The 17,431-nt window shown below is 69.8% G+C and carries 13 protein-coding genes; 4 read left to right on the top strand and 9 right to left on the bottom strand.

Features of this window, described 5'->3' with window-relative positions; all coding sequences use genetic code 11:
- Positions 1–271: 271 nt before the first annotated feature.
- The 3 genes from ACZ4WH_RS08890 (at position 272) to ACZ4WH_RS08900 (ending at position 3,266) form a co-directional block, all read left to right on the top strand.
- A complete protein-coding gene (locus ACZ4WH_RS08890) occupies positions 272–1,345 on the top strand; it encodes a ParA family protein (RefSeq protein WP_468178311.1) in 1,074 nt (357 codons plus the stop codon).
- On the top strand, positions 1,342–2,442 hold the full coding sequence (locus ACZ4WH_RS08895; RefSeq protein ID WP_468178104.1) for a ParB/RepB/Spo0J family partition protein: 1,101 nt from the start codon (positions 1,342–1,344) through the stop codon (positions 2,440–2,442). Before ACZ4WH_RS08890 ends, ACZ4WH_RS08895 begins: the two co-directional genes overlap by 4 nt.
- Positions 2,443–2,648: 206 nt before the next feature.
- The gene (locus tag ACZ4WH_RS08900) at positions 2,649–3,266 is read left to right on the top strand and encodes a GNAT family N-acetyltransferase (RefSeq protein ID WP_468178106.1); all 618 of its coding nucleotides are present in this window, start codon (positions 2,649–2,651) and stop codon (positions 3,264–3,266) included.
- Positions 3,267–3,333: 67 nt separating this feature from the next.
- Here the strand turns inward: ACZ4WH_RS08900 and trxA are convergent, their stop codons facing one another.
- From trxA to ACZ4WH_RS08935, 7 genes are all read right to left on the bottom strand, one after another.
- Complete coding sequence (gene trxA, locus ACZ4WH_RS08905; protein ID WP_468178108.1) at positions 3,334–3,666, bottom strand: thioredoxin; 333 nt, start codon at positions 3,664–3,666, stop codon at positions 3,334–3,336.
- A 48-nt stretch (positions 3,667–3,714) separates the two neighbouring features.
- On the bottom strand, positions 3,715–4,683 hold the full coding sequence (gene trxB / locus ACZ4WH_RS08910) for a thioredoxin-disulfide reductase (protein ID WP_468178110.1): 969 nt from the start codon (positions 4,681–4,683) through the stop codon (positions 3,715–3,717).
- Between the two features lie 153 nt (positions 4,684–4,836).
- The gene (locus ACZ4WH_RS08915; RefSeq protein WP_468178112.1) at positions 4,837–5,766 is read right to left on the bottom strand and encodes an anti-sigma factor family protein; all 930 of its coding nucleotides are present in this window, start codon (positions 5,764–5,766) and stop codon (positions 4,837–4,839) included.
- On the bottom strand, positions 5,763–6,512 hold the full coding sequence (gene sigM, locus ACZ4WH_RS08920) for an RNA polymerase sigma factor SigM (protein ID WP_468178114.1): 750 nt from the start codon (positions 6,510–6,512) through the stop codon (positions 5,763–5,765). The genes ACZ4WH_RS08915 and sigM overlap by 4 nt, the downstream gene beginning before the upstream one ends.
- Before the next feature lie 26 nt (positions 6,513–6,538).
- On the bottom strand, positions 6,539–8,260 hold the full coding sequence (locus ACZ4WH_RS08925) for a serine/threonine protein kinase (RefSeq protein WP_468178116.1): 1,722 nt from the start codon (positions 8,258–8,260) through the stop codon (positions 6,539–6,541).
- 118 nt (positions 8,261–8,378) lie between these two features.
- The gene (gene murJ, locus ACZ4WH_RS08930) at positions 8,379–10,754 is read right to left on the bottom strand and encodes a murein biosynthesis integral membrane protein MurJ (RefSeq protein ID WP_468178118.1); all 2,376 of its coding nucleotides are present in this window, start codon (positions 10,752–10,754) and stop codon (positions 8,379–8,381) included.
- A 45-nt stretch (positions 10,755–10,799) separates the two neighbouring features.
- Positions 10,800–13,172 carry a DUF6049 family protein gene (locus ACZ4WH_RS08935; protein WP_468178121.1) on the bottom strand — a complete coding sequence of 791 codons (2,373 nt, stop codon included), beginning with the start codon at positions 13,170–13,172 and terminating at the stop codon, positions 10,800–10,802.
- A gap of 257 nt (positions 13,173–13,429) precedes the next feature.
- On the opposite strand from ACZ4WH_RS08935, the gene ACZ4WH_RS08940 reads away from it, so the two are divergent.
- Positions 13,430–14,872, top strand: a complete 1,443-nt coding sequence (locus ACZ4WH_RS08940) for a CCA tRNA nucleotidyltransferase (protein ID WP_468178123.1) — start codon at positions 13,430–13,432, stop codon at positions 14,870–14,872.
- 93 nt (positions 14,873–14,965) lie between these two features.
- On the opposite strand, the gene ACZ4WH_RS08945 is transcribed toward ACZ4WH_RS08940, so the two are convergent.
- The gene (locus ACZ4WH_RS08945; RefSeq protein ID WP_468178125.1) at positions 14,966–16,228 is read right to left on the bottom strand and encodes an MFS transporter; all 1,263 of its coding nucleotides are present in this window, start codon (positions 16,226–16,228) and stop codon (positions 14,966–14,968) included.
- Between the two features lie 100 nt (positions 16,229–16,328).
- Positions 16,329–17,411: an inositol-3-phosphate synthase gene (locus ACZ4WH_RS08950; RefSeq protein ID WP_468178127.1), complete on the bottom strand. Its 1,083-nt coding sequence runs from the start codon at positions 17,409–17,411 to the stop codon at positions 16,329–16,331.
- Between the last annotated feature and the right edge of the window lie 20 nt (positions 17,412–17,431).

The following is a 17,431-nucleotide window of genomic DNA, read 5'->3' on the forward strand; positions in this document are numbered from 1 at the left end:
AAGCCGGAGTGTCGCGACGGTCCGGTCGCAGACGCTGTGCATCGTGTTTCACGTGAAACGTCGCTCACTGCTGCACGGCATCATCAGTCGTGGCCGCGCTGCGGCCGAACCTCGCGACCGGAAACCTCTCGGTTCCCTCGGAGAGGTCACCGCCCCGGACACTCCGTCCCCTTCTTCGGCAACTTCGCCCCCCTCCAGGGGCACGGAGTTGTCCACAGAGGTGGATTTCTCCACAGAAGACCAGGCCTCACTGGTTCACGACCCCGAAGACATGGGAGGCTCTGTTCATTGCGAGCCTGAAGTCGAGGAGAGTGAATCCTTGCGGTCCGACGCCAACATCGCGGGACCGATGACCGATCCGGTCCCCGGTCCCCGTACCGAGTCGATGGGGGCGGATGTTTCACGTGAAACACCGTCTCCGATGGACGACACTCCCATCGGTCGTGCGGCCCAACTGGCGGTGGAGGCTCTCGGCCGCGCCGGCGAAGGCCTGCCGCGACCGGAGCAGACCAGAGTCATCGTGGTCGCCAACCAGAAGGGTGGCGTGGGCAAGACGACGACGACCGTCAACCTTGCCGCTTCGCTGGCTCTGCACGGTGCCCGTGTCCTGGTGGTCGACCTCGACCCGCAGGGCAACGCGTCCACGGCCCTCGGGATCGACCACCACGCCGACGTTCCCTCCATCTACGACGTGTTGGTCGAAAGCAAGCCTCTCGCCGAGGTCGTCCAGCCCGTCGTAGATGTCGAAGGCCTCTTCTGCGCCCCCGCCACCATCGATCTCGCCGGTGCGGAGATCGAGTTGGTGTCTCTGGTGGCCCGGGAGAGCCGGCTCCAGCGGGCCATCCAGGCGTATGAGCAGCCGTTGGACTACATCCTCATCGACTGCCCGCCCTCGCTCGGTCTGTTGACGGTCAACGCGCTTGTCGCGGGCGCCGAGGTGCTCATCCCGATCCAGTGCGAGTACTACGCGCTGGAGGGCCTCGGTCAACTCCTGCGCAACGTCGACCTGGTGCGGGGGCACCTCAACCCCGCCCTGCATGTGTCGACCATCCTGCTCACCATGTACGACGGCCGGACGCGCCTCGCCTCCCAGGTCGCGGAAGAGGTGCGCAGTCACTTCGGTGACGAGGTGCTACGGACGAGCATTCCTCGCTCCGTCCGTATCTCCGAGGCGCCGAGTTACGGGCAGACGGTGCTGACTTACGATCCAGGATCGAGCGGCGCCCTCTCGTATCTTGAGGCGGCCCGAGAAATCGCGCTGAAGGGCATCGGCGTCAGCTACGACGCGAGCCAGGCCCATATCGGCGCTCAGAACGACCCGAGCATGGTGGAGGGCATCCAGTGAGCGAGCGACGGAGGGGTCTGGGCCGTGGTCTCGGCGCACTGATCCCTGCTGCCCCGACGGAGAAGACGCCGACTCCGGCGGCGATGGGGGGCGGAGGATCCACCTCCCCCGGATCCGTCCCGGTGCTGACGACCGACCGCGGGGTGGCCGCGGCGAAGGTGGCCACGCTGCCGCCGGTCGCACAGGAAACCGAGGTGGCTCCGACGAGCTCGGCCGTCGAGGTGCCCGCGCCTCCGATGGGCGCCCACTTCGCCGAGATCCCCCTCGACGCGATCACGCCGAACCCACGCCAGCCGCGTGAGATCTTCGACGAGGACGCGCTCCAGGAACTGGTCACCTCCATCAAGGAGGTCGGTCTCCTCCAGCCCGTCGTGGTGCGGCAGCTGGGGCCCGGCCGCTATGAGCTGATCATGGGCGAGCGGCGCTGGCGCGCCTGCCGCGAGGCCGGCCTGGAGGCCATCCCGGCCATCGTCCGGGCCACGGAGGACGAGAAGCTCCTCCTGGACGCGCTGCTGGAGAACCTGCACCGCGCGCAGCTGAACCCGATCGAAGAGGCCGCTGCGTACGATCAGCTGCTGAAGGACTTCAACTGCACGCACGACCAGCTGGCCGACCGAATCGGTCGATCCCGCCCGCAGGTCTCCAACACCCTGCGTCTGCTGAAGCTGTCCCCGACCGTCCAGAAGCGGGTGGCCGCCGGCGTGCTCTCGGCCGGTCACGCACGGGCCCTGCTGGCCGTCGAGGACTCGGAGGAGCAGGACAGGCTGGCGCACCGGATCGTGGCCGAGGGGCTGTCGGTGCGCTCCGTGGAAGAGATCGTGACGCTGATGGGCTCGCGGCCTCAGAAGGCCTCGCGCTCCCGGGGTCCCCGGGCCGGTTCGGTGCCCTCCCCGGCGCTGAACGAGCTGGCCACGCGGCTCTCGGACCGCTTCGAGACGCGGGTGAAGGTCGAGCTGGGCCAGAAGAAGGGCAAGATCACCGTGGAGTTCGCCTCCGCGGACGATCTGGAGAGGATTCTCAGCGCGCTCGCCCCCGGCGAGAAGCTGGCCCTCCAGAAGAGCCTTCAGGAGAGCGACGGCGAGGAGACGCACGACTGATCCACGGGCGGTGCCGCCCGGTGGAGCCGTGGAGCGGGCCGTGTCCGGTGTGTACCGGAACACGGTCCGCTCTTTGCTTTGAGGCGGTATCGAGTGAATCCGATCGTGGATACGATGCGATCAGATAGGGCATCTGCATCCGTGAGTGGAGAGACGGGGGAAGCCGCTCGCGATGCGGCGGGCGAAGGAAGCGAGGATCAGCCTTCATGGGGCGTCGGCTCGTGCCGCTCACACTGGACAACCTTCAGGACCTTCCCCACCGTTGTCGTTCGTGTGTCTTCTGGGAGCTGGACCCTGTCAGCGGCGAAGCGGCGGTGAAGGCGGGTACGGCCGCGCTGGAGAAGGAAGCCTGGATCTCCGCCGTTCTGCTGGACTGGGGATCGTGCGGCCGTGTGGTGTACGTCGATGACGTGCCGGCGGGTTTCGTCATCTACGCTCCGCCGGCCTATGTCCCTCGCTCGACGGCCTTCCCCACGAGCCCGGTCTCGCCGGACGCCGTGCAGCTGATGACGGGCTTCGTGATGCCCGGCTACCAGGGGCAGGGGCTGGGCCGGGTGCTGGTGCAGACGGTCGCCAAGGATCTGCTGCGCCGGGGCTTCAAGGCGATCGAGGCGTTCGGCGACGCCCGCTGGAAGGAGCCCACCTGCCTGCTGCCCGCCGACCATCTGCTGGCCGTGGGCTTCAAGACGGTCCGGCAGCACCCCACGCATCCCCGGCTGAGGCTGGAGCTGCGGTCCACGCTCTCCTGGAAGGAAGACGTGGAGATGGCGCTCGACCGGCTCCTGGGAGCGGTCCAGAAGGAACCCGCCCTGAGACCGCTGTAGCGGAGAAGGCTCAAAGCGAAGGGGCCGACCCTTGCGGGTCGGCCCCTTCAATGTTTCACGTGAAACGTCACTTGGTGATGAACTCTTCGAGGTCGCGGAGAAGCGCGGCCTTGGGCTTGGCGCCGACGATGGTCTTGGCAACCTCGCCGCCCTGGTAGACGTTCAGGGTCGGGATCGACATGACGCCGTACTTGGCGGCCGTGCCCGGGTTCTCGTCGATGTTGAGCTTGACGATCTGGATCTTGTCGCCGTGCTCGGCGGCGATCGCCTCCAGGGAGGGGGCGATCTGACGGCACGGGCCGCACCACTCTGCCCAGAAGTCCACGAGGACGGGCTTGTCGCTCTTGAGGACCTCCTGATCGAAGGAGTCGTCGGTCACAGTCTTCAGGTTGCCGGCCACGGTGGGCTCCTTACCTTGGTCGTGCGGTGGGGTGAGGGAGAGGGAAGGTCAGACGGCGGTCTTCTCGGGCTCCGCCTTCTCCTCGTCCGCGAGGGCGGCGAGGAATCGCTCGGCGTCCAGGGCGGCGGAGCAGCCGGTACCCGCCGCGGTGATCGCCTGGCGGTAGGTGTGGTCGACCACGTCACCGGCGGCGAAGACACCGGTCACGTTGGTGTGGGTGGACGGGGAGTCGACCTTCAGGTAACCCTCCTCGTCCAGGTCCAGCTGGCCCTTGAACAGCTCGGTGCGCGGGTCGTGGCCGATCGCGATGAACAGGCCCGTCACGGGCAGCTCGGACAGCTCACCGGTCTTGACGTTGCGCAGCTTCAGGCCGGAGAGCTTCTGGTCGCCCTGGATCTCGGCGACCTCACTGTCCCAGACGAACTTGATCTTCGGGTCGCCGAAGGCGCGCTCCTGCATCGCCTTGGAGGCGCGCAGGGTGTCCCGGCGGTGGACGATCGTCACGGACTTGGCGAACCGCGAGAGGAAGGTGGCCTCCTCCATCGCGGTGTCGCCACCGCCGATCACGGCGATGTCGTGGTCCTTGAAGAAGAACCCGTCACAGGTGGCGCACCAGGAGACACCGCGACCGGAGAGCGCGTCCTCGTTCGGCAGTCCCAGCTTGCGGTGCTGGGAGCCGGTGGTGACGATGACGGCCTTCGCCCGGTGGACCGTGCCCGCGGTGTCGGTGACGGTCTTGATCTCACCGGTCAGATCGACGGAGACGATGTCGTCCGGAATCAGCTCGGCACCGAAGCGCTCGGCCTGGGCACGCATGTTGTCCATGAGCTCGGGGCCCATGATGCCCTCGCGGAAGCCCGGGAAGTTCTCCACCTCGGTGGTGTTCATCAGCGCACCACCCGCGGTGACGGCGCCTTCGAACACCAGGGGCTTCAGCGACGCACGGGCGGTGTAGAGCGCCGCCGTGTAGCCTGCGGGCCCGGAGCCGATGATGATCACGTTACGGACGTCGCTCACGGCTTGATTCCTCGTCTCTGGTCTGCATCAGTCGACCGGTGGGAGACCCTTTCGGGACTCTCACCCCACCCAACGGATCCTACGGGGCCCGCATTCCCGGTGTGTCCCGGCACACGCGTGCCCAGGAACGACCGAAGGAGTGTTCCAGCCGACTCAGTGACGCGCGACGGACTGCTTCAGCAGAACCTTGCCGGCCGAAGCCGTCTGCTGATGTACGCAAGCCGCGTCGACCACATAGGCGGTGACCCGCTTGCTGTCGTGTGCGTCGGCCACGACGACGAGGTAGGCGGCCTTCCCCGCGTACGTCCCCGTCTTGGCGCCCAGGACGTCAGCGCTCTGGTTGAGCGCTTGCCGGACGCAGTCGGGCACCGGAACCGCGGTCTGAAGCAGGGTGTTGGGACCCTCGGTCGAGCCGGGCGTGTCCGAACCGCTGTCGCCGCCCAGCCGGGGCTTCACACTGTCCGGGGGCAGCGCCTTCTTGTTGGTGAGAAGGCCGTGCACCTGGTTCCGCACGCTGTCGCCGGAGAAGGTGTCGGCGGAGGCGGTCGGTGTCCCGTGGGCCGTCGTCTGGTCGCTGGTGTCCCCGAGCGACTTCACGATCAGGCTTCCGGCGCCCAGCACCGCGGCGGTGAGAACGGCGCCCAGGACGAGCCGACCGCGGCGCCGCCCACGCTGGGGTCCCTTGCGCCCGGGTCCGGTCCTCGCGCGCGGATGCCCTGCGGGGCGGTCGGCGGGGTGATCAGTGGCAGGAACGGTGGGGTGCGCGTCGGGGTGTGCAGTGGGAGGCCATGTTTCACGTGAAACATGACCTGCGGTGTCCTCGCCGCCCGCGTTCAGTGGTGCCTCGGCCGCCAGGGCGGCGCCGATGCGCTCGACCACATCGTCCGGCATGCGCACCGGCGCCGGCACGGACCCCAGCAGGCCCCGGATCTCCTCCAGCGACGTATAGACGTCCGCGCACTCCTCGCACGCGGCCAGATGGCGCCGTAGATCGGTGCTGTGGTCCGGTGGAAGGAGGCCCTCGGTGAGGTCGGAGATCTCCGCGACGTCCGGGTGCCCGGCCGTGTCTGTCGTGGAAGTCACGCTCGCCCACCTCCGCCCTTCACTACGGCTGAATCGCTCGGTCCCGCGTCCCCGGGATCTCCGCTCGGTGACCCCGTTGCCGGTGGGACGGATGACCCCTGCCCCCGGTTCCGTTCCGGACCGGTCTCTTTCCCGCCCCCGGCACCGGCCGACCGCGCGTCCTGGGTGCCTTCCGGCCGTAGATGCGTGAGCAGCGGCAACAGCCTGGCCCGGCCGCGGGCACACCGGCTCTTCACCGTCCCTGTCGGGACGTCGAGGATTCGCGCGGCCTCCGCCACGGGGTAGCCCTGCATGTCCACCAGGACCAGAGCGGCCCGCTGCTCCGGCGGAAGGGTGCCGAGCGCTTCGAGGAGCTGGCGGTGCACGTCCTTCCGCTCGGCCGGTGCCGAGGCGGACTCGTACGGCTCCAGCAGCTGCTCCAGCCGCTCGGTGTCGTCGACCGGAGCCGTCTTCCGTGAGGCAGCCTTACGCGCGCGGTCGAGGCAGGCGTTCACCGTGATCCGGTGCAGCCACGTCGTGACGGCCGACTGGCCCCGGAAGGTGTGGGCGGCCCGGTAGGCCGACACCAGGGCGTCCTGGACCGCGTCAGCGGCCTCCTCGCGGTCCCCCAGCGTCCGCAGGGCGACCGCCCAGAGCCGGTCCCGGTGCCGCCGCACGATCTCACCGAAGGCCTCGGGGTCGCCTTCCACGTGGCGGGCGAGCAGGTCGCGGTCGCCCACTCCGTCGTATCCGGCGCCCTCCGCCATCTGCCCCCTCCGGTCCGGGTGAGACGTCAGCCCGTGAACTTCACTTCGCCGATGGCCTGCTTGTAACCGGCGCTGGCGTACAGGGTGGAGTCGTACCCCGAGTTGGGCACGGCCGTCAGCCAGACGAGAACGTACCGCGTCTTGACCGCCTTGGTGACCTTCACCGTGGCGGTGGTGCCCGCCGTCGTGGTGCTGCCGATCTTCGTCATGGAGTCCAGCGAGGCCGGTGACAGCGAGTCCGCGGAGTACAGCTCGACCGTCGTGTGGTCACCGCCGTAGCGGAGGTCGATGGTGGCCGCGCTGAGCTTCTTGGCCGACCCGAGGTCGTACACGATGCCGACGCCCGGCTTGAACGGCGCGATCGTCGGACCCTCGTTGAAGCTCTTGGTCTTCCAGTACGTCGACGCGTCGCCGTCGTAGGTCTTGGGGACGTTGCCGGGGCTCTGGGCGTCACCCTTGGCCACGAACTCCTGGCCGTTCTGGATCTTTATCGGAGTCGGCTTCGGCTTTGCGGCGTTCTTGTCGCCGCCGTCCGTCGTCTGGCTCTTGTTGGTGTCGTCCGACTTGTCGCCCCGGTCCATCAGAGCGTCCGCCAGCTGCCAGCTGCCCAGGCCCAGGGCGGCGATGAGCAGGGCCGACACCGCCCACTTCAGGGCCTTTCCGGTGCGGCTCTGCAACGGGGGCGGCGGGGGAGCGATCGGCTGTGTGGCCCCGGGGTGCGGGGCCGGGCGGCCGTAGGTGCCCTGCTGGTAGGTCGTGCGCTGGTACTCCGGCGGGGCCGTGAACGCCGGCTCGGGCGGGCGGATGCGCGGCATCTCGCCGATCGCCTTCACCAACTCCTCCGGCGTGGTGCACGGAGCCTCGTGACGGGACGCCGTGGCACCGTCGTTGACGAGAGCGCGCATGGCGAGTTCGGACAGGCCGCGGTGCACACCGGCCCGCACCTGGTCCGGGGCGATGAGGCCGATGTCCTTGGGGAGACCGGACAGCCCGTAGGCGTCGCTCTCGTAGGGCCAGCGCTGGGTCAGCGCGGCGTACAGGAGGGCGCCGATCGCCTCGGTGTCGGCGCGCTGCGGGGTGGCGGAGCTGATGCCCCGCAGGGCGGCGTTCACGGCGAGGCCGCGGATGCGCCACTGTCCGGTGGAGGCGCGCAGCACGGCGTTCGGGTTCAGCCGCAGATGGGCGAGACCCTCCCGGTGGGCGGCGGCCATGGCGGAGGCGACCTGACTGACCATCTGGTAGGCGTCGTGCGGCTCCAGCGGGCCGCCGGCGAGCAGCGTGGACAGTTCGGTGGCGTCGGGCAGCCACTCGTGGACGACGTAGACCAGGTCGTTCTCCTCAACGGCGTCGAGGACCTGGACGAAACGTGGATCGCCGAGAAGCGCGGAGGACCGGGCGGCGGCGAGGACGGAGCGGGCCCGGGCGTGGTCCGCGGGCAGTACATGGACGCCGACGGCACGACGGAGTTTCTCGTCGACCGCACGCCAACTGCTGAATCCGTCCAGACGGGTGACGCACTCCTCCAGCCGGTAGCGTCTGGCGAGCTTGTGACCGCTGTGCAACTCCGGAGGCGAGGCCTTCCGTCCGGGACCTTCGGTTCCGCCGCTCCCCTGTGCCTCTTCGCTGTCCGTGTCCCGCTCCGGGTTCTTGGCCACCCCGTCGGCCGTGGACTGGTCCGCCTTGGCGGTCAGCGGTTGCTCACCGCTGTTGTCTGCCACGTCGACGGCAGCCGTGCTCCGTTCCGCCACCGTCGTCCCTGCCTCCCCATCCGTTGCACGCTGTCCGACGCCGAAACCAATTGTGCCCACAGTCCGCCGCTATGCACGACACACAGCAGCGGACGATGGTTGTGCGCCTACCCCCGCCTCAACGCCCCAGACGCCCGCGCACCATTCCCACGAGCGAGTTGAGTTCCTCGATCCGCATCCGGCGGGCGGCGACGAAGAAGACGCCGAACAGGACGACCCCGCCGGCGACCAGCGCCGCGAACGAACCGACGACGCCCAGGCCGAGGGTGTGCCCGATGCCGTAGCAGGCCGCGCCGCTGAGCAGGGCCGCCGGGACCGAGGCGATACCCAGCCGTGCGTACGTCCGCAGCACCCGGGAGCCGTCCAGGTCCCCGCCCAGCCGCTTGCGCAGCCGGCGCCAGGCGACGCCCACCCCGATGGCGTAGGCGAGGCCGTAGGCGGCGGCCATGCCGGCGACCGCCCAGCGCGGGGGCAGCAGGAAGTAGCAGAGGACCGAGGCGCCGGCGTTGACCACCGCCACGATGACCGTGTTGTAGAAGGGCGTGCGGGTGTCCTCGTAGGCGTAGAAGGCGCGCAGGACGACGTACTGCACGGAGTAGGGAATCAGGCCGAGGGCGAAGGCCATCAGCATGAAGCCCATGTTGGTGGCCGCGCCGGTGCCGGCGGAGCCGAAGATCAGCGTGCACATCGGGATGCCGAGCGAGACGAACCCGAAGGCGATCGGCACGATGGCGACCGCGGTGGTGCGCAGGCCCTGGGAGATGTCGTCGCGGACGGCGCCCGCGTCGCCCTCGGCGGCCGAGCGCGAGATGCGCGGCAGCAGGGCCGCCATCAGGGAGACGGTGATGATGGCCTGCGGCAGGCCCCAGATCAGCTGGGCGTTGGCGTAGGCGGCGAAACCGGTGCCCTTGACGCCGGAGTCCTTGCCGGCGGCGGTGGACAGCTGGGTCACGACCATGGCGCCCGCCTGGTTGGCGAGGACGAACAGGACCGTCCACTTGGCGAGCATCGCGGCCTTGCCCAGGCCGTGGCCCTTCCAGTCGAAGCGCAACCGGACCCGGAAGCCGGTCTCGCGCAGGTAGGGGATCATCGCCAGTGCCTGGACGACCAGGCCGAGCAGCACGCCGACGCCGAGCAGGCGCTGGCCCTCCGGCGGGATGCTGGTGACGTCCATGTGGGAGTTGGCGGCGGTGCCGTAGACCCAGATGAACATGCCGAGCGTCACGATGATGACGATGTTGTTCAGGACCGGGGTCCACATCATCGCGCCGAACTTGCCGCGCGCGTTGAGGATCTGACCCATCACCACGTGGATGCCCATGAAGAAGATCGAGGGCAGGAAGTAGCGGGTGAAGGTGACCGCGACCTCGTTCGCCGCCGGGTTGCTGGCCACCGGGTTGGCGAGCATCCGCACCAGGAGCGGCGCGGCGAACATCGCGAGTCCGGTCAGGGCGGCCAGAGCCACCATCACCAGGGTCAGCAGCCGGTTGGCGAAGGCCTCGCCGCCGTCCTCGTCCTCCTTCATGGAACGCACCAGCTGCGGCACGAACACGGAGTTCAGGCCGCCGCCGACGGTGAGGATGTAGATCATCGTCGGCAGCTGGTAGGCCACCTGGAAGGAGTCGGCGAGGAAGCCGAGGCCCAGCGCGGCGGCGATCAGCGCGGAGCGGATGAAGCCGGTGAGGCGGGAGACCATCGTGCCCGCCGCCATGACCGCACTGGACTTCAGCAGTCCGGCGGCCCGCCCGCCCTTCTTGGCGGGAGCGGCCGTGTCACCGGCCGTGGTGGCCTCCGGCTCGACGGTCCCGGGCGGACCGGCGGGGTCGGGAGCGGCGGCCGGGGCGGGCACCTGGGACTGCGCCGGGTATCCGGTGGCGGACGGACCGGCCGGGTAGCCGGTGCCGGCGTACGGGTGGCTCTGCTGCGGGCTGTGGCCGTGCGGCGGCGGGTACTGCCCGGCGGGGCCGTGCCCACCGCCCGGCGCGGCGGCGGGGCCGGGAAACGCCGGGGGGTCCATGGGCGCGTGGCCGCCGCTGTGCTGCTGGTCCTTGAAGAGGTGCGCGAAGGCGTCCGGCTCGTGGTACTCCTCGCCGGAGTGCGACACCAGGTCGTCCACGCCCACGAACTGGGTCGTGCGCGGGTCTTCGCCGTACGGCAGGTACTGGGCCGCGCTCCCGGGCTCCGGCGCCGGGGTCTGCGCCCACACGTTCGGGTCGGGGGCGTAGGGCGACTGGGCGGGCGGGGCGTACAGCGGCTGCTGCTGGTCGTACGTGCCCGGGGGCGGCGGCGGATGCGCGGCACGGTCGTACAGCGCCTCGGCGACCGGGTCCTGGGCGGCCAGGTCGCGCGCCCGGTACGGGTCCTGCTCGTAGGCGTCCTGGAGATACATGTCCGCCGCGTGCTGCGGCGGCACCTGGCCGGGCTCGGGCGGCGGCTCGGGGTAGCCCGAGCCGGCCGCGCCCTGACCGCGGTCACCGTCGTACGGCGCGTTCATGCTTACCCCACCTCATCGTCCCGGGCCCACCGGCCACGACATCGCTCAACGGTCCACTCTCTCACCCGTCCCGGACGGGTCGGCGCTTTCCGGTGCGGTGTCCGGCGCAGGGTCACTCGGGTGCTCCGGGTCGTCTGCCCCGGAGGCGGAGTCGGACTCCTCCGGGAGACGGTCGCCGGGCGCTCCCGGGTTCCCGGGCTCGCCCGCGTCCTCCCCCGCCGTGCCGGGGCCGTCCTCGTCGGCCTGCCGGGCGGCCGCGCGCTTGCGCTGGGTGTACATCCGGAAGCCGGCGAGCACCAGGAGCAGGACGCCGCCGCCGATGACCAGCATCACGGTGGGCGTGACCTCGGTGACCTTCACGTCGAAGCTGACGGGGTCGCCGTACTCCTGGCCGTCCTCGGTGTACAGCTGGGCGATGACCGTGACCCGGCCGTTGGCGTTGGCCGAGGTGGTGAACTTCACCGACTGGCTGTGCCCGCCGGAGACCTCCACGGGCTGCTCTGCGTACGCCTTGCCATGGATCTTCAGGCGCGTCGGCATGGTCGAGGTGAGGCGCAGCACCAGGTGGTCCACGGGCTGGACCAGGTTGTTCTGGACGGTCACCGGGATGGTGGCGCTCCGGCCCGAGAGCTTGGTCTCGGACTTGTCGATCAGCTTGACCTGCTCGGTCAGGTCGTCGATCCAGGCCTCGACGCCGTCGCGATAGCTCTCCGCCTGAGCGCCCCGGCCCCGCCAGGACGTGGACATCTCGCGGTTTATGGCCCGCCCGAACGGCGTGACCACGCGGGACTGGTCGGAGAGGATCACCCGGAAGTTGTCGAGCTTGTCCTGGGTGCGGGCGATCTGCTCGAAGACCGCCCTCGGCAGCTCCTGCCGGCGCAGCGAGGAGGGGTAGGCGGACGTCGACGGGATGCGCGTGGTGGCGCCCGGGTCGGGCTTGTCCTTGGCCGCCGCCGTGAGGTCCTGGAACTGGGACCAGGTGCCGCCCTGGAGCGCGTTCAGCGCCGCCGCCATCGCCTGCGCCTGGCTCGCCGTGGGCATGCGCTGCGGGGCGACGACGATGCTGCGCTGCTTGTCCGTCTGCGTGTTCAGTTCCAGGCTCTGGGCCAGGAACCGCTGGACGGCGAGAGTGGCCGAGCCCGCCTTCGTGAGGTCGCCCTCGAACGCCGTGGACAGCCGGGCGTCGGCGACCACCGCCGTCGTGCCTCCGCCGACCGGGCGGGCGGCGGACGGCGTGTACGGCAGCCCGCCGGTCTCCTGGAGGCTGTCGCTGCGGGCGATCACCCGGTCGGCGCCGGCGGAGGTCGCGACCTTCATGATCGACCGGTCCACGGCGCCGTCCACCGGCCAGGCGAAGTCGGTGCTCGGTGTGACATGGAGCACGGTCTTCACGGTGATCGCGGCGACGTCGGTGGCGTCCTTGAGGTGGCTGAGCGAGCCGGTGACGCTGGTGCCGTTGTGCGCCAGGGAGGCCAGGTCCGGGTCGGCGAAGGGCAGCGCGACGACCTCCTTGCCGGCCACCGCCTTCTGTAGGGCCGCCAGCCACTGCTTGGCGACCGCCTGGTGTTCCCGCGAGCCGGGTGTGCTGGTGCCGTCCGCGGCCTGGAGCCGGTAGTTTCCGGCTGCCATCGCGTCGACCGAGGCGAGCAGATCCGGGTCGATCACCCAGGTGACGTCGAGGTCCTTGCCGAGATCCACCATCTGGGCCAGCCGGCCGCCGGGGGCCAGCTCCTTGGCCAGGTCGTCGTCGAGGAACTCCGGCGTCTGGAGCTCGCCCGCACCCGTCTTGGCCGTCATGTGGACCGTGGAGAGCAGCGGCCACAGAAACGTCGTCTTCGTCTTGGTGTCGGCTTCCGACGGCTGCCACGGCAGGAACGTCCGCTGGATGCCGAGCACCTGGTCCCAGGCCTGGGCGGAGGTCTGGCCGGACAGGGTGACCCCGAACTCGTAGACGCCGTCGTCGCCGAGGTCGAGCTTGTCCACGGGCACGGAGATCGTGAAGTGCTCGGCGACGCCCGGGGCCAGCTTGTCGAACTTCTCCTCGTACTTGTCGCCGACCTCGGCGCCGGTGCTGCCCTGCGGTTCGTCGGAGTGCCGGGCCACGGAGTCGATCTCCGAGCGAGTAGTCAGCTGGGGGCCCACTCGCAGACCCACATGGGCGTCGGTGACCGCCTGCTTGCCGGTGTTCGTGACCGTGCCCGACACGGTCAGCGTGTCGCCGTCCGTGGGGGCACTGGGACTGAGCGAGTCCAGGGAGACGGACACGGTGCCGCTGGAGGCGGCCTGCGCGGGCCCGGCGGCGGGCAGCTGGAGCAGACCGGCCAGCAGTGGTGCCCCGGCGAGCAGTGCTCCGGCGCGCCGCAGCCACCGGCGGGCAGGTGAGGCACTGGTCCCCTGGAAGTCAGCCGCCTCGGCCACGCGCTCGCCCGTCCCTCGTCGTCGTCAGTGGTCGTCGGAATGTGCGTCCACGCATGGTAACGATGCGCGCTGAAGGGAAGTGCCGCGGTCTCCTCCACAAGATCGAAGGACAACCGTGACCCGTCCCCTATATCCAGTATCGAGGGGAGAGCGGCCGTACGCCGCAAGAGCAGCGCTTGCGGCGGGTATGCCGGGAGCTGTCCGTACCGTTTTATGGGGGCGCCCCTCGGCGCCCGGGGCACGTACCCTCTTCTGTTGTGCCGAACCCGAACGAAGACACTCCCTCCGCCCTGAGCCAGGCGCAGCAGCGCGCGGTCACCGAGCTGCTGCGGGTGGCGCCCGTCGCCGACGACCTCGCCCGCCGATTCCAGGAGGCCGGCTTCTCGCTCGCCCTGGTCGGCGGATCGGTCCGCGACGCGCTGCTCGGCCGGCTCGGCAACGACCTGGACTTCACCACCGACGCCCGCCCCGAGGACGTACTGAAGATCGTCCGGCCCTGGGCGGACGCCGTCTGGGAGGTGGGAATCGCCTTCGGCACGGTCGGCGCGCACAAGGGCGGTTATCAGATCGAGATCACCACCTACCGGTCCGAGGCCTATGACCGCACCTCGCGCAAGCCGGAGGTGTCGTACGGCGACTCCATCGAGGAGGACCTGGTTCGCCGCGACTTCACGGTCAACGCCATGGCTGTGGCGTTGCCGGAGAAGGAGTTCATCGATCCGCACGGCGGACTGGAGGATCTCGCGGCGCGTGTCCTGCGGACGCCGGGCACTCCTGAGGAGTCGTTCTCGGACGACCCCCTGCGGATGATGCGGGCCGCCCGGTTCGCCGCCCAGCTGGACTTCGAGGTCGCCCCCGAGGTCGTCACCGCCATGACGGAGATGGCCGGGCGCATCGAGATCGTCTCGGCCGAGCGGGTCCGGGACGAGCTGAACAAGCTCATCCTCTCCGCGCGGCCGCGCACGGGTCTGACGCTGCTGGTCGACACCGGGCTCGCCGGGCATGTCCTGCCCGAGCTGCCGGCGCTGCGGCTGGAGAGGGACGAGCACCACCGGCACAAGGACGTCTACGAGCACACGTTGATCGTCCTGGAGCAGGCGATCGCGCTGGAGGAGGACGGCCCGGACCTCACCCTCCGCCTGGCCGCGCTGCTGCACGACATCGGCAAGCCGCGCACCCGCCGCTTCGAGAAGGACGGCCGGGTCTCCTTCCACCACCACGAGGTGGTCGGCGCCAAGATGACCAAGAAGCGCATGACTGCCTTGAAGTACTCCAACGAGCTGGTGAAGGACGTCTCACGGCTGGTCGAACTTCACCTGCGCTTCCACGGCTACGGAACCGGGGAGTGGACGGACTCGGCGGTCCGTCGGTACGTCCGTGACGCGGGCCCACTGCTGGGCCGCCTGCACAAGCTGACGCGCTCCGACTGCACGACGCGCAACAAGCGGAAGGCGGTGGCGCTGTCCCGGGCCTACGACGGCCTGGAGGAGCGCATCGCCCAGCTTCAGGAGCAGGAGGAGCTGGACGCGATCCGCCCCGACCTCGACGGCAACCAGATCATGGAGATCCTGGGGATCGGTCCCGGCCCGGCCGTCGGCAAGGCGTACAAGCACATGCTGGAGCTGCGCCTGGAGAACGGCCCGATGGAGCACGACGCCGCGGTGGCGGCGCTCAAGGAGTGGTGGGCCGAGCAGAGCTGAGCCGGCCCAGGCGATGTTTCACGTGAAACACCCGCCGGGGACGAGGAACACCGAGGGGCGATGTTTCACGTGAAACATCGCCCCTCGCTCTGTCTACCGGCGTGCGAAGCGGGCCAGCCCGGCGGAGATCACGCCATAGATGACGGCGACGAGGACCACCAGGACTGCGGAGCGGCCGTCCGGCGGAAGCATCAGGGCCGCCACTCCCGCCGCGCCTACGAAAGCGACGTTGAAGAGCACGTCGTACACGGAGAAGATCCGACCGCGGAAGCCGTCCTCGACGCAGGACTGGACGATCGTGTCCGTGGCGATCTTGGCGCCCTGGGTGATCAGGCCCAGAACGAAGGCCGCGACCAGGAGCGGTCCGGCGGCGAAGGGAAGACCCAGGGCGGGTTCCAGCACCATGGCCGTGCCGGAGCAGACCACGATCCAGCGCACGGGGCCGAGCCGCCCCGCCGCCCACGGCGTCACCACGGCGGCCGCGAAGAATCCCGCGCCGGACAGTGCCAGTGCCGGCCCGAGCAGTCGTAGCCCTTCCTCAGGGGTGTCGGCGAGGGCGTAGCGACAGAGCATGAGCAGCAGGACGAGGAGGGCGCCGTAGCAGAAGCGCATCAGCGTCATCGCACCCAGAGCCCAGGCCGCCTCCCTGCGTCCGGGTGCGGCCAGGTGTCGCACGGCCGCGAGCAGCTCACGTGCCGTTGTGGCGAGCGCGGCACCGAGGCGGGGGCGCGCCGGGTGCCGATCGGGGCCGAGGAGATCGAGGGCCAGACGGAGGGACGCGAGGCTCGCGCACAGGTAGAGGAAGGCACCGAGCAGCACTACCGCCGCGTCGGAGTCCGACGCCACGACCCGCACGCCGAAGGCCAGGCCTCCTCCGGCGGTCGCGGCGAGGGTGCCGGCGGTCGGGGAGAGTGAGTTGGCCAGCACCAGGCGCTCACTGTCGACGACTCGTGGCAGGGCTGCGGACAGCCCGGCGAGGACGAAGCGGTTGACGGCCGTGACGCACAGCGCGGACACGTAGAAGAGCCAGTCGGGGGCGTGGCCGAGCATCAGCGCGGCGGTGGCCGCAGCCAGCAGGGCGCGCAGCAGATTGCCGTACACGAAGACCTGCCGGCGGCGCCAGCGGTCCAGCAGGACACCGGCGAAGGGGCCGACCAGTGAGTAGGGGAGCAGCAGGACCGCCATCGCCGAGGCGATCGCGGCGGCAGAGGTCTGCTTCTCCGGGGAGAAGACGACGTACGCGGCGAGTGCGACCTGGTAGACGCCGTCGGCGCCCTGGGACAGGAGGCGCACGTACAGCAGGCGCCGGAAGTTCCCCAGGCGCAGCAGGACGCGCAGGTCACTGACGACGGGCATGGATCACACCCTCACACATGCGGAAGGTCCCCGGGTCGCGGAACCCGGGGACCTTCACAGCCCTGGCAGGAGCGTTCTCGTGCGAGCGGCGCCGGGCGCTTTAGCGCTCGACCTCACCACGGATGAACTTCTCGACGTTCTCGCGGGCCTCGTCGTCGAAGTACTGGACCGGCGGGGACTTCATGAAGTACGAGGACGCCGACAGGATCGGGCCGCCGATGCCGCGGTCCTTGGCGATCTTCGCGGCGCGCAGGGCGTCGATGATGACACCCGCGGAGTTCGGGGAGTCCCAGACCTCCAGCTTGTACTCCAGGTTCAGCGGGACATCACCGAAGGCGCGGCCCTCCAGGCGGACGTAGGCCCACTTGCGGTCGTCCAGCCAGGCCACGTAGTCGGACGGGCCGATGTGGACGTTCTTCTCGCCGAGGTCCCGGTCGGGGATCTGGGAGGTGACGGCCTGCGTCTTGGAGATCTTCTTGGACTCCAGGCGCTCGCGCTCGAGCATGTTCTTGAAGTCCATGTTGCCGCCGACGTTCAGCTGCATCGTGCGGTCCAGGACGACGCCGCGGTCCTCGAACAGCTTCGCCATGACGCGGTGCGTGATGGTGGCGCCGACCTGGGACTTGATGTCGTCACCGACGATCGGCACACCGGCCTCGGTGAACTTGTCCGCCCACTCCTTGGTGCCGGCGATGAAGACCGGGAGGGCGTTGACGAAGGCGACCTTGGCGTCGATGGCGCACTGGGCGTAGAACTTCGCCGCGTCCTCGGAGCCGACGGGCAGGTAGCAGACCAGGACGTCGACCTGCTTGTCCTTCAGGATCTGGACGACGTCGACCGGCTCGGCGTCCGACTCCTCGATGGTGGCGCGGTAGTACTTGCCGAGGCCGTCGAGGGTGTGGCCGCGCTGGACGGTGACACCGGTGGTGGGCACGTCGCAGATCTTGATGGTGTTGTTCTCGGAGGCGCCGATGGCGTCCGCGAGGTCGAGGCCGACCTTCTTGGCGTCGACGTCGAACGCGGCGACGAACTCGATGTCGCGGACGTGGTAGTCACCGAACTGCACGTGCATCAGGCCGGGGACCTTGGACGCCGGGTCGGCGTCCTTGTAGTACTCGACTCCCTGCACCAGCGACGCGGCGCAGTTGCCCACGCCGACGATGGCTACGCGAACCGAACCCATTCCGGTTGCTCCCTGTGTGT

This window comes from Streptomyces sp. NPDC029138 (assembly GCF_055564375.1).

Coding starts and splice junctions, on each gene's coding strand:
- ACZ4WH_RS08890 (WP_468178311.1), top strand. CDS start 272: ATGGGAGGCTCTGTTCATTGCGAGCCTGAAGTCGAGGAGAGTGAATCC.
- ACZ4WH_RS08945 (WP_468178125.1), bottom strand. CDS start 16,228: ATGCCCGTCGTCAGTGACCTGCGCGTCCTGCTGCGCCTGGGGAACTTC.
- ACZ4WH_RS08950 (WP_468178127.1), bottom strand. CDS start 17,411: ATGGGTTCGGTTCGCGTAGCCATCGTCGGCGTGGGCAACTGCGCCGCG.
- murJ (WP_468178118.1), bottom strand. CDS start 10,754: ATGAACGCGCCGTACGACGGTGACCGCGGTCAGGGCGCGGCCGGCTCG.
- ACZ4WH_RS08900 (WP_468178106.1), top strand. CDS start 2,649: ATGGGGCGTCGGCTCGTGCCGCTCACACTGGACAACCTTCAGGACCTT.
- sigM (WP_468178114.1), bottom strand. CDS start 6,512: ATGGCGGAGGGCGCCGGATACGACGGAGTGGGCGACCGCGACCTGCTC.